This is a genomic window from Winogradskyella poriferorum, from assembly GCF_036553625.1.
GTDB classification, from domain to species: domain Bacteria; phylum Bacteroidota; class Bacteroidia; order Flavobacteriales; family Flavobacteriaceae; genus Winogradskyella; species Winogradskyella poriferorum.
In genome coordinates this window covers 417,445-430,463 of record NZ_JAZHOU010000002.1, presented here as the reverse complement: position 1 = coordinate 430,463, position 13,019 = coordinate 417,445, and the positions used below count along the sequence as shown (strand labels likewise).

At 33.2% G+C, this 13,019-nt stretch carries 12 protein-coding genes; 6 read left to right on the top strand and 6 right to left on the bottom strand.

Translation table 11 applies throughout. From position 1 onward, the window contains the following. The first annotated feature begins 238 nt into the window (after window positions 1-238). The gene (locus tag V1468_RS08145; RefSeq protein ID WP_331809743.1) at window positions 239-2,794 is read left to right on the top strand and encodes a DUF5916 domain-containing protein; all 2,556 of its coding nucleotides are present in this window, start codon (window positions 239-241) and stop codon (window positions 2,792-2,794) included. Between the two features lie 136 nt (window positions 2,795-2,930). Next, window positions 2,931-3,590 carry an ABC transporter ATP-binding protein gene (locus tag V1468_RS08140; RefSeq protein WP_331809742.1) on the top strand — a complete coding sequence of 220 codons (660 nt, stop codon included), beginning with the start codon at window positions 2,931-2,933 and terminating at the stop codon, window positions 3,588-3,590. Here V1468_RS08140 and V1468_RS08135 read toward each other — a convergent pair. Next, window positions 3,587-4,516 (bottom strand): mechanosensitive ion channel family protein, encoded by a 930-nt coding sequence (locus tag V1468_RS08135; RefSeq protein WP_331809741.1) that lies wholly within the window; start codon window positions 4,514-4,516, stop codon window positions 3,587-3,589. The two genes, V1468_RS08140 and V1468_RS08135, sit on opposite strands and share 4 nt — an antisense overlap. 213 nt (window positions 4,517-4,729) lie before the next feature. Next, entirely contained in the window at window positions 4,730-5,182 is a 453-nt protein-coding gene (locus V1468_RS08130; RefSeq protein WP_331809740.1) for a hypothetical protein, read from the bottom strand. Between the two features lie 180 nt (window positions 5,183-5,362). Between V1468_RS08130 and V1468_RS08125 the strand changes: the two genes are divergently transcribed. Further along, window positions 5,363-6,391: a hypothetical protein gene (locus V1468_RS08125; RefSeq protein WP_331809739.1), complete on the top strand. Its 1,029-nt coding sequence runs from the start codon at window positions 5,363-5,365 to the stop codon at window positions 6,389-6,391. A gap of 157 nt (window positions 6,392-6,548) precedes the next feature. Here the strand turns inward: V1468_RS08125 and V1468_RS08120 are convergent, their stop codons facing one another. Together V1468_RS08120 and V1468_RS08115 are read right to left on the bottom strand one after the other, a co-directional pair. Next, window positions 6,549-6,863 (bottom strand): hypothetical protein, encoded by a 315-nt coding sequence (locus tag V1468_RS08120; RefSeq protein ID WP_331809738.1) that lies wholly within the window; start codon window positions 6,861-6,863, stop codon window positions 6,549-6,551. A gap of 4 nt (window positions 6,864-6,867) precedes the next feature. After that, window positions 6,868-7,245 (bottom strand): hypothetical protein, encoded by a 378-nt coding sequence (locus tag V1468_RS08115; RefSeq protein ID WP_331809737.1) that lies wholly within the window; start codon window positions 7,243-7,245, stop codon window positions 6,868-6,870. A 251-nt stretch (window positions 7,246-7,496) separates the two neighbouring features. Between V1468_RS08115 and V1468_RS08110 the strand changes: the two genes are divergently transcribed. Next, complete coding sequence (locus tag V1468_RS08110) at window positions 7,497-8,231, top strand: DUF6263 family protein (RefSeq protein ID WP_331809736.1); 735 nt, start codon at window positions 7,497-7,499, stop codon at window positions 8,229-8,231. Between the two features lie 71 nt (window positions 8,232-8,302). Here the strand turns inward: V1468_RS08110 and trxA are convergent, their stop codons facing one another. Beyond that, window positions 8,303-9,073, bottom strand: coding sequence for a thioredoxin (gene trxA / locus V1468_RS08105; protein WP_331809735.1), 771 nt, complete (start codon window positions 9,071-9,073; stop codon window positions 8,303-8,305). Window positions 9,074-9,293: 220 nt separating this feature from the next. On the opposite strand from trxA, the gene fumC reads away from it, so the two are divergent. Then, window positions 9,294-10,691 carry a class II fumarate hydratase gene (gene fumC, locus V1468_RS08100; protein WP_331809734.1) on the top strand — a complete coding sequence of 466 codons (1,398 nt, stop codon included), beginning with the start codon at window positions 9,294-9,296 and terminating at the stop codon, window positions 10,689-10,691. 93 nt (window positions 10,692-10,784) lie between these two features. Next, window positions 10,785-12,053: an imidazolonepropionase gene (gene hutI, locus V1468_RS08095; protein ID WP_331809733.1), complete on the top strand. Its 1,269-nt coding sequence runs from the start codon at window positions 10,785-10,787 to the stop codon at window positions 12,051-12,053. A gap of 26 nt (window positions 12,054-12,079) precedes the next feature. On the opposite strand, the gene V1468_RS08090 is transcribed toward hutI, so the two are convergent. Beyond that, complete coding sequence (locus tag V1468_RS08090; protein ID WP_331809732.1) at window positions 12,080-12,967, bottom strand: chromosome partitioning protein ParA; 888 nt, start codon at window positions 12,965-12,967, stop codon at window positions 12,080-12,082. Between the last annotated feature and the right edge of the window lie 52 nt (window positions 12,968-13,019).

The window sequence follows — 13,019 nt, the reverse complement described above, 5'->3', positions numbered from 1 at the left end:
ACTATCAAATAATAAGCAATAAGTATTCCAAATTTTAATGATATGGGGATATTTCAGTAATCCTGTTAACAATACCTAGGATTTTTAACGTTTAGTTAAGAAGCATCAATGCTATCACAAGCTAGTTTTGTAAAAAATAACTCGATAGAAGTTTAAGAACAAAAAAAGCTAAAAGTGTAACACTTATAAAAAACGTTAGTCTTTATTAGCAAACCGAAGAATACATCAATCAATCATCATGAACCAACGTTCTATTTTCATTCTGTTTATCCTAGTTTTTTGCAGCGTAGTACATTCGCAAGAAGAAAACACAGTTCTTACCAAGGATAAGAAAACACTCAACATTAAAAGGGCTTCTAACAAACCAAAAATAGATGGTGTTTTAGATGATGCTATTTGGACAAATGCAGATGTAGCAACAGACTTTATTCAATTTAGACCAGAGATTGGTAATAAATTACCAACAGCACAACGAACCGAAGTAAAAATGAGTTATGACGACGATGCTATTTACGTTGCTGCATATCTTTATGATGACCCAATGAAAATTATGAAGCAATTAACCACTCGCGATAATTTTGGGCAGAATGACTTTTTTGCTGTGATATTAAACCCAAATAACGATGCTCAAAATGATACTGAGTTCTTTGTATTCAGTTCTGGCCAACAGGCAGATGCCATTGCAAACCCTACTATTGGTGAAGATTTTAGCTGGAATGCCGTTTGGCAAAGTGCTGTGCAAATTGTAGATGATGGTTGGATTGTTGAAATAGAAATACCGTACAGAACATTACGTTTTCCAGAGCAAGAAGAACCAACTTGGGGACTTCAGTTTCACAGACATTTTAGAAGAGATCGTTCACAATATACTTGGAATGAGTTTGACCCAACACAAGGTAACATAGGTTTGTATCATGGCGAACTGAAAGGCTTAAAAAACCTTAAACCACCAGTAAGACTTAACCTCTACCCTTTTTCAACAGGAATTCTAAATAGTTTTGATGGTGATACTGACACAGATTTAACCTTTGGTATGGATGTTAAATATGGTATTACCGATAATTTTACTCTAGATGCTACTTTAGTGCCAGATTTTAGCCAAGCTGGTTTTGACAGAGTAGTTCTAAATCTGGGACCTTTTGAGCAGACATTTTCAGAGCAACGTCAATTTTTTACTGAAGGTGTAGACTTGTTTTCTAAAGGAGATTTATTCTTTTCGAGACGTGTTGGTGGCAGACCAAGTGGCGAATTAGATTTAGACGATAACGAGGAAGCAGATATACCAGAAGAAGTTAAGGTTTTAAATGCTGTTAAGATTTCTGGAAGAACTAAAAAAGGGCTCGGAGTTGGTGTATTTAATGCTATTACCGAAAAAACGTATGCCACAATAACCAGAAGTGATGAAATCTTTAATGAAAACAATGAGGTTATAGACACCATTATAACCAAACGCAGAGAAGTAATTGAGCCTTTTACCAATTACAACATTTTGGTTGTAGACCAGCAATTCAATGGCAATTCATCAGTAAGTTTAATCAATACAAATGTAATGCGTGAGGGTGAATTTAGAGATGGAAACGCAACAGCACTTGTTACTAATCTTCAAAATAAGAGAAATACTTATGTTATAAATGCAGAGGCTAAAATGAGTAACGTTAACTACCAAAATTCTGATAGCGAAACAGGTTTCAGCTCATTCTTTTATATGGCCAAAACACATGGTAATTTACGTTATAGTTTTGATCATAGCTTTGCAGATACTAAATATGAAATTAATGACTTAGGTCTAAACTTTAGAAATAACTTTAACAACTTTGGGGCAGACATATGGTACCAGACTTTTGAACCTAAAGGAAAATTAAACAACTATAGAATTAACGCTTGGATTAATTACAGAAACCTTGCTAATCCAGGTGTATTTACAGGTATGAATTTTGGCGGACGTTACTTTGCCCAAACCAAAAAATTAAATTCTTATGGTTTTAATTTTAACGTAGAACCCGGTAAGCAATATGATTATTTTGAATCGAGAGATGGTAGACCTTTTATTTTTGAAGATATTGCCAGTGTAGGTGGCTTTTATTCTTCAAATTACAACAAAGTATTTGCCTTTGATATTGATGGTGGCATTTTTAAAATATTCGAGGAAGGAAGAGATTTGTTTGGCTATAATATATTCTTAAGCCCAAGAGTTAGACCTAGTGACAAATTACTTATGATTTATAGTTTTAGCCTCAATATGTCTAACGGCTCACGCGGTTATGCTACGTATCAAGATGATCAACCAATATTTGGTGAACGCAACAGAAAGCGAATCACAAACACCGTATCTGCAAATTACACCTTCAACCCTTTTAATTCTGTTGCGTTAAGCTTTAGACACTATTGGGATACTGTAAATTATGATTATGAACTGTTTACGCTATTAGATAACGGCCGTCTTACTACAGACCAAGGCTATACTGTAGATAATGTTGACGAATCGCCAAATATAAATTTTAGCACTTGGAATATAGACTTAAGCTACTCTTGGCAATTTGCACCAGGCAGCTTCCTTACTGCATTATATAGAAATCAGCTATTTAATTTTGATACGATGTCTCAAGATAGTTATTCTGAAAGTTTAGACACACTTTTTGATCAACCAATACAACATACTATTTCGGTAAGACTTCAGTATTTCTTAGATTTTAATGGTATCAAGTCTATTTTTAAAAAGAGTAACAAGCCACAAAGTGGACAAGCCAACAACTTTCTTTCAAATCGTAAAAGAAGATTTGGTGTCAACTCTTAATTATTAGTAAATCTTTACTGTCTCAACACAAAATTGACAGCTTTATTTTTATTGTAATGTCTTTAAAATCTAACAATTTAAAAGTCTAACAAACCAAGCACTTAATAATCTAAAAAAATAGTATTTTCGCTCTTGTATGATAAAAGCTACCAACATTCATAAGTCTTATAAAGATTTACACGTTTTAAAAGGTGTAGACGTTAACATTGCTGAAAGTGAAATTATTTCTATAGTTGGTGCTTCTGGTGCTGGTAAAACCACGTTATTACAAATTTTGGGAACATTAGATAAACCCGATTTTAAAAGTGATACAACACTAGAGATTAATGGACAATCCATCACAAAACTCAATGATAAGGCTTTAGCCAAATTTAGAAACAAGCATATTGGTTTCATCTTTCAGTTTCATCAATTATTACCAGAATTTACGGCATTAGAGAATGTTTGTATTCCTGCATTTATAAATAATACATCCAAAGCAGATGCTGAAAAACGTGCTATAGAATTGCTAGATTATTTAGGTTTAAAGGATAGAATACACCACAAACCAAATAGTATGTCTGGTGGTGAGCAGCAACGTGTAGCTGTTGCTAGAGCTTTAATAAATCAACCAAACATTATTTTTGCAGATGAACCATCTGGTAATTTAGATAGCGAATCTGCAGAACAACTGCATCAGCTCTTTTTTAAGTTGAGAGATGAGTTTAAACAAACGTTTGTTATTGTTACCCACAATCAAGAATTAGCCAATATGGCTGATAGAAAATTAACAATGGTTGACGGAAAGATTATTTAAGCCTTACCCTCTTCTGTTTTAGACTCTGCTAATATTACTCGCGTACGTGGTAAACTATCAGGATAACTTTCCTTGATAAAATCGATCATTTTTTCCCTGACGTATACTCGTAAATCCCAAGCTGTAGGAGAGTTTTTTGCACTTACCAAAATCCGTGTTTCTACTGTAAATTCTTTAGAATCGGTAACCTGAAGCACTTGTACCTTTTTATCCCATAAATCAGTATTGTCTAAAATTCGTTTCAGTTCGGCCCGTAAAGCGTCAAAAGGCACATTATAATCTGTATACAAAAACACAGTGCCAATAATATCTGCGCTAGAGCGTGTCCAGTTTTGAAAAGGTTTTTCCAAAAAATAAGTAGATGGTAAAACCAAACGTCTTTTGTCCCACAATCTTACAACCACATACGTCAGGTTAATCTCTTCAATCCAACCCCATTCTCCTTCCACAACAACAGCATCGTCTATTCTAAAAGGTTGTGTTATGGCAATCTGAATACCTGCCATTAAAGCACCAAACACTTTTTGGGCTGATAAACCTAAAATAATACCTGCTACACCAGCAGAAGCAAAAATACCAACACCTATCTCTCTAATACTCTCAAAAGACAATAATATGAGGCCAATAGCAGTGAGTATAATGATAAAGACAATTACCTTTTCAAGAATATTAAACTGCGTGTAGACTTTTCTGGATTTTAAATTATCTTCCTTATTTATGTCATATTGTTTTAATACTTGACGTTTTATACGCCTCAATAGAATGATAAGAAACCATGCTATAGCCACAATAATGAAATTTCTACGTTGCTCTACTACAAGCGACAAATCCATATTCCATTGCTCCGATGCCCAATTGGCAATGGGTTTTATAGCAAAAATGATAACGATTAAAACTATACTAAAAATAAATTTGGTGTTCTTCATAAACGTGTTTTAGTATTATAAAACGTACACCATGGATAAAGCAAGATATTGCTTTATTAAAACTGAAAAGGCATACCTAACGAAAGTATGCTAAGTTAAGGCATTATAACCTCTATACCAAGGGAATGGATTAGAGATAACACTATTAATACCTTAAAGTTTCTTTAAATAAATTAAATATTGCAGAACGAAAAAATTAGAAGCAAAAATCATTTATTCGGTTTTATTCGCTTCCTTATAATTTAAAATTGCTTGTTTAGAATATAATTCGCCCAATGCTTGTGCAAATGCCGTAGTCATTCTTTCATCCCAATTTTTAACATCATTTTCAAATGATTTTTGCAATTGAGTATTGTGTATTGGCATGCCTAGATAATAAGTTCTTCCCGAAACTTCTGACTTGGCAATTATTAAAATACCAGCCAACTTATTTTGCTTTGTTCTTACAAAGGCATTAAAACTAAATGAATAATTACTTTTGGTAATACTATCTATATTATCAACTTTGTAACCACTTTTTAAATCCAGACCAGAAGATATCTGCATTTCGTAGCCACTTATCATATAGTTATATTCTTCTAAAGTGGTTCCGTTGGTTTCAGAATTTTGAGAAAAGGATAAATTAAAAAATAAGATAATTGCAAAAAGAGGAAGTATTCTTTTCATTGTGTAGGTAAATTTTAGATTAGGGTTAAACCAAATATATTAATATTCTAGATAATATGACTAAAATATATTTAAATCAAAATTTTACTCAGCCGCAAAATTAATTCTGATAAATAGATTTTTTTATAACTTTTCCACGCAACCTTTTTACACTTTTATCATCTTTAATTAAACCAATCTATGCGCAAACTACTTTTACTGGTGTGTCTTTGCTTTCTCTGTTCTTGCACCACCATACTTCACGGTAAGAAAGATAAAGTATACATACATGCGCCAAAAAACACTAAAGTAAAATTTGATGGTGATGAGTTTTTAGTACGAGAAGACCATGTTACTATTTTTCCGACCCGCTCAAAAGACTCTTTGAAGTTTGAGCTTTCTAATGATAGCATTTCAACAAAATTTGCCTTTAGAAAAAGAACCTCTGGTCTTTATTTTTTAAACTTAATGTCTCCTTATTATGTAGGTTTTTTGATAGACCTCACCAATCCTAAACGTTTTTCGTACAAAAGACATATTCAATTTGAAATAGATAGCACGCAGAATACCTTTTTTAGTCCAAACAGCAAACCTATTTATTTTAAAAGAAATGACATTTTTGTTTATACCACACCACTAAAAGCTATAGATATTTTTTCGCAACCCATGCTTACTTTAGGAGCAGAGTACTTTATTACTAACAAGCTAAGTGTAAGTGCAGAGTATGGTACTGTGTTTACAGAAAGACTTGGAAGTGGTAAAAGTCCTAAACTAAAAATCGTTAAAAATAAAGGAAGAGCCTTTAGTTACGAGCTAAAATACTATAACCTGCTAAGTATATCTAGCAACCCAAGAGTAAACGAATATATTGGTATAGAATCGCGTTTTCTAAGGTATCAATTCAATGAAGATATTAGCTTTAGAAGAGATGCAGAAGACATAAGCTATATCATAGACGAAACATTAGTAGTGCGCAAATCGGTAAACATATTTAATATAAAATACGGTTTAAATTATCCTATTGGAAAAAATTACTTTATTGATTTATACTCTGGGTTTGGAGTAAGGTTATTTGATATTAAAAACGTAAATAGAAATTACAATCCTGAAACGGACACTCTTATTGATGACCGTGGACATTTTGATTACCGAAGACGCAATATTGAAGGCTTAAATCACAACAATCATTTTAATTTTACCTTTGGTTTTAAGTTTGGGTATAAGTTTTAGGGATATTTTGGTTACGCTTATCGGATTGTGTATGATTTGTTGCGTGGGTTGTCACGAAACTTTGCAAGTACTCACCAAACCGAAAATCCGCGAGGATTTTCAGAAGTAGGCGAGAACAAGCAATTACTTTTAGCCATTGTTAGCCACTGGTTTTTAATTATTTGTTTTTAAATATGTCATAAAGTTTAAAAAATTCGTCTACTCCTTTTACTTCGTCATTATCACATTCTTTGAGAATTATGTTTTTCCATCCAGCAGTTGATTCATTCCAACCATAATAGTCAGCGACCCAATCGTTTAAACCTTCAAATAAATTTATTTCTTTCACATCATAAGCATCAAATGCGTAATAAGCTCCATCCAAAAAACCTTTTAAAGTCGATAGTTTCTTTTCGCCGATGTACATAGCGGTCCTAGAACGAAAGTTTTCAGATTCTAACAATATTTTCAATTTTGGTATTTCGTAACTCATTTTATTAATATATATAATCGTTCACATCATCTTCAGGAATCCATTCTTTCATTTCAGGTAATACTCTTTTTTGCATAAAGTCAAAGAAGTCCGAATGTTCAGATTCGATTATATTCCAGCCTTTGATATTTGTTCCGAACGAAGGATGAAAAACAATAATATTTTCCACTACTTTTCCATTCACAATTTCAAATCCGACATAAGTGTCCATATCTTGCCTGCGTCCAAAAGTCAGAACTTCCCGATTTTGTTCGCACTCAATTTTAAATCGCTCGTTGATTGATGAATTCGGATTAATTTCTGATTCAAAATTCCAAGGAATAAATTGAGTTAAATTCAGTTTCGCGAACCAATTATAAGTATTAGGTATTTCGTAGTTCATCTGTTTCTTCAACTTGTGGCTACTGTTAAGATATAGTTCCGTTTCAATCAACTATATCAATTGATACTGAAACAAGTTCAGCACAGGTTAGCAAGTTCGCTTTTTTTAAGCAAGAAATCAATACGTAACCATACGTATTTTTTTAACTTAAACCTCTATAGTTAAAAGATCTAACAAAGTTTTAGGGCATTGAGTATTCCAACTCGTTTTAAATCTTATATTTGCTTATATAACATTTACAAAAATACAAAATGAAAAAAGTACTATTAGCCCTATTACTGTGTGTTGGCACCTTAGCTTTTGCTCAAGAGAAAGTTTTATTACGTTTAAACTACGAGGAAGGTGACAAATACGAAGTAAAAACAGTGATGAATCAAGATATGGGAGAGCTTATGGATATGGGCATTTCTATGACTATGAATCTTAATGTTACCGATACAAAAGACAACAGTATTGTAACAGAAGCTACATTTAGCAAAGTAAAAATGACTATGGATTATATGGGACAAAGTATGGTCTATGACTCTACTATGGATGAGTCTGAAATGGATGAATTTGCTAAAGGCGCACACTCTGAAATGAAAAAGCTTATGGAAACGGTTATGATTATTGAAAATGATAAGCTTGGAAATATTAAAGATACCGAAATTAAAACTGGTATAGCTGATGTTGATTCTTTTAAAGATAATATGAGCGGCATGGTTTATCCTGAAGAAGCTGTAGGAGTTGGTTCTAAATGGACTGCTAGCAAAGAACAAAAAGGAATGAACATTAACAGCACTTATGAAGTAACTTCTATTACAGACGATACTGTAGAAATTAAAGTAACAGGAACAATTGCTGGTGCTTCTGAAGGTACTTTAAATGGTAAAAGCAGCATAGAGATTAAAACAGGGAACGTTATAAAATCTGAAGTTAATATGGCTTTTTCTATTGAAGGACAAGAGGTTAAATCTGATGTAATTATTACCTCTGTAAAACAATAATTTTACATTTTACACATAACTAAAAAGCCCAGAATTATCTGGGCTTTTTTTAGTTTTAGATATATTATTACTTACATTTCTTCAATAATTTTTTCTATTAACTCTGAGGTATCATCATAAGAAAGTTCTTCGCTTTTGGCATAATCTATAGCTTTTTTAGCCACTTTTAGAGCTTTAGTATAATTACCCGTTTTGTATAATAATGCTGCATGTGTATCTGTATTGTAGTAATTAGCATATAATTCTATAGAACGTTCTACAGCCTTAATAGCTTTTAATAAATCCTTAATATTATCATGCTCTAAATAAGCATGCCAAGACAAACTATTTAATTTTTCCCAAGAATCCCAAATACTATCCAACACATCTTGTCCAAACTCGTCGGAGTCATTATGTTTATTCCACACATCGTATCCAGAAGTCTCCACATAATCATCTGTAGACGTTACAACAACCTCTTCTACTTCACCATCCATGTGCTTTTTTATTAGGTTTTCCATTTTTTCTTTACTCATAGCTCCTTCTATCTGTTCTAGATTAGAACTATTTTTTATAAATAAGTATGTTGGCATAGCAGTAATACCCAAAGCATCATCTACTTGATTTTTATCTACATCTATTTTATAAAAATCTACACGGTCACCATATTCTTCTTCTAATTCTTTTAAAATAGGATCCATCATTTTACAAGGACCACACCAAGTGGCATAAAAATCTAAGACAATTAATCTGTTGTTGTTAATGAGTAATTTAGATTCCGCATTGCTGTCGGTAAGTTCGGTTTGTGCATGTACATTCATTATTCCTGCAAAAAGGAATAAAACAATTAGGCTTTTCTTCATGATAATGAGGCTTGTTTGTTAGTTAATAGCGTTTATTAGGTTTTAAAAGGTTAAGATATAAAAAATTCATTAGTATTTTGATTTACACAGTTAGTCTAATCATAACAAGGATATACGACTCATACATTCTGTCTTTTATGTATAAACAAAACCACAATTTTAATAGCAATACACTTACAAAAACTGTAATTTTGTAAGGCTTAAAAAAACATACATTATCATGACATACAGAATAGAAAAAGACACTATGGGTGAGGTAAAAGTGCCATCAGATAAACTTTGGGGTGCACAAACCGAGCGATCTCGTAATAACTTTAAAATTGGTGCACCAGCTTCTATGCCTTTAGAAGTGGTATATGGTTTTGCATATCTTAAAAAAGCTGCGGCTTACGCTAATTGCGATTTAGGTGTTTTAGATAAAGACAAACGCGATCTTATTGCACAGGTTTGTGACGAGATTTTAGATGGTAAGCATAACAATCAGTTTCCTTTAGTAATTTGGCAAACAGGTTCTGGTACACAAAGTAACATGAATGTTAATGAAGTGATTGCTAACAGAGCACATCAAATAGCTGGTAACGTTATTGGTGAAGGTGATAAAACCATACAACCAAACGATGATGTTAACAAATCGCAATCGTCTAATGACACCTTCCCTACTGGTATGCACATTGCTGCATACAAAAAAGTGGTAGAAACTACTATTCCTGGTGTTATACAATTAAGAAATACATTACACAACAAAGCCATTGCCTTTAAAGATGTTGTAAAAATTGGTCGTACACACCTTATGGATGCGACACCTTTAACCTTGGGTCAGGAATTTTCTGGTTATGTATCTCAATTAGATCATGGCTTAAAAGCTCTTGAGAGTACTCTGGCTCATTTAAGCGAATTAGCACTGGGAGGAACCGCAGTTGGTACTGGCTTAAATACACCAGAAGGGTATGATGTTTTAGTTGCAAAATATATTGCCGAATTTACAGATTTACCTTTTGTTACTGCTGAAAACAAGTTTGAAGCTTTAGCTGCACACGACGCTATTGTAGAAACTCACGGAGCATTAAAACAATTAGCTGTATCCTTAAACAAAATAGCCAATGATATTAGAATGATGGCTTCTGGTCCTCGTTCTGGTATTGGCGAAATTATTATTCCTGCTAATGAGCCAGGAAGTTCTATTATGCCAGGAAAAGTAAATCCAACACAATGTGAGGCATTAACAATGGTTTGCGCACAAGTTATGGGTAACGACGTTGCAGTAACTGTTGGTGGTACACAAGGTCATTATGAGCTAAATGTTTTTAAACCTATGATGGCTGCTAATATTTTACAATCTGCTCAATTGATTGGTGATGCATGCGTAAGCTTTGAAGAAAATTGCGCTAGTGGTATTGAACCAAACCATGCAGTAATTAAAGAATTGCTTAACAACTCATTAATGCTTGTTACTGCGCTTAATACTAAAATAGGCTATTACAAAGCAGCTGAAATTGCTAACACAGCCCATAAAAACGGAACAACACTTAAAGAGGAAGCTATTAATTTAGGTTACGTTTCTGCCGAAGATTATGACGAGTGGGTAAAACCAGAAGACATGGTTGGTAGTTTAAAGTAGATCTACAATAACTAATTAATTTTTAAACGCTGATACTTATATCAGCGTTTTTTTTTATCAAAAAAATTAGAGAACTTTACAAAAAACCAACTTATGTCCATTCTTATAAAAAACATAAAACAGCTCGTCCAAGTTCATGACTATAATGTAATGATAGTAAAAGGTGAAGACATGAAAACGCTTCCTGTCTTAGAGAATGCCTACCTCTACATAGAACACGATACTATTATAGAATATGGCGAAATGGAATATTGCGAAGGCATTGAAGCAGAAACTATTATAGATGCTACAGGTAAAATTGTTTTACCTGCGTGGTGCGACTCTCACACTCATGTTGTTTATGCTGGTAACCGAACATCGGAATTTGTAGATCGTATAAATGGATTGAGTTATGAAGATATTGCCAATCGTGGTGGTGGCATTTTAAACTCAGCTAAATTACTTCAAGACACCTCTGAAGACGACTTATACGAACAGTCTATCAATAGACTTGAAGAACTTATAAGAATGGGAACCTGTGCTTTTGAAATTAAAACAGGTTATGGCTTAACGGTTGAAGCCGAATTAAAAATGCTTCGTGTCATAAAACGTATTAAACAAGAAAGTTTAGCTAAGATTACACCTACACTTTTGGCTGCGCATGCCATACCTTCTGAATACAAAGACAATAAAGACGAGTACATTAAACTTATTGTAGAAGAACTAATTCCACAGGCTTCAGATTTAAACATAAGCCATTATATCGACGTTTTTTGCGAGAAAGGTTATTTTGATCTTGACGATACGGAAGCAATTCTAAAAGCTGCTGCAGAACACAACATGAGACCAAAAATTCATGTAAATCAGTTTAATATTCTTGGAGGTGTTGGTCTCGGAACAAAATACGATGCATTATCTGTAGATCATCTTGAAGAGTTAAACGATGAAGATATTAAAGCTCTTAAAAACTCTGATACCATGCCTGTAGCGTTACCAGGCTGTTCCTATTTTTTGAGTATTCCGTATACGCCTGCCAGAAAGATTATTGATGCAGGTTTACCATTGGCTATTGCAACCGATTATAATCCAGGTTCTGCTCCTAGTGGAAATATGAATTTTATTGTAAGTGCAGCTTGTGTAAAGTTAAAAATGACTCCAGAAGAAGCTATTAATGCGGCAACCATTAATGGTGCTTATGCAATGGGAATAAGTAGTATGTACGGTAGCATTACCAGAGGAAAAAAGGCAAATCTAATTATTACAAAACCACTAAGTGATTACAGCGAAATACCTTATGCTTTCGCTCACGATCCTGTAGAACAAGTTATTATTAACGGGCAATTAAAGGATATAAAAAATCCGGAAGAAAACTTCCGGATTTAACTATCAATCAATCAATCTTTGAAATCTTACTTCAAAGTAAACTCTGAAGTCGAAATCAATTCTTTATCATTAAAAACGTTTATTTGGTAACGTCCTTTTTCAAAATCTGTGTCATCAGATTCCGCTATATATTCACAAATATTTAGGTTTCTGTTTTCGTAGTTGAAGCGACTAATTAAACTATAGTTTAATACTTGATCCTCAAATTGTACTTGCTCATTAGAACCTAACACGTTGTTTTTAGGGTCTATAACTTGCACATATAATTCTTTATCACCCGCTTCAGCTAAAGTGTTTTTTGCCACTGTAAAACAGATTTTAATTTTATCACTACGTCCAGCTCTTTCAGTTGGTATTTGTCTACCACTACGTCTTTCTATCACACCCATACCTTTAAGACCAACCGTTTGCAATGCAGAAGCATCCTCTACAACATTTGCCAACTCTGTATTTTGTACTAATAAAGAGTCTGTAAATACAGTACGCTCTGCTAATTGCACCTGTGTACTGTCTAAAGATGTTGCTAAATACTCGTTTTCTACTTTTAGACGATCATTTTCGGCTAACAACTCGTCCATTTCTTCTTGTAATGCTAAGAATTTCTTTTTGTATCTCCACAGACTGTTTACACTATTCTGTGATACTTTAAGAGAATCCATTAAACCTTGAATACGATCTCTTGCTTCAATTAAATCCTGATCTTTTACCTCACTAGCCGCAATAGCTTCATCGTACTGATTTCTCATATTGTTAAGGTCATTCATTACTTGTTGTTTTTCTGTAATGAGAGTTTTTTCAGTTTCTTGGTTATCTGTATATAGTTTAGACGCATAGAAAGCTGTTCCTAAAAATAATACTAATAGAATACCTAATCCTACTTTAAGACCGATACTAGTTTTTTGTGAACCTTCCATAAAATTTGTGTTTAAATAATTTGTTAATTCTTGTTTTAATAATCTAATTTAA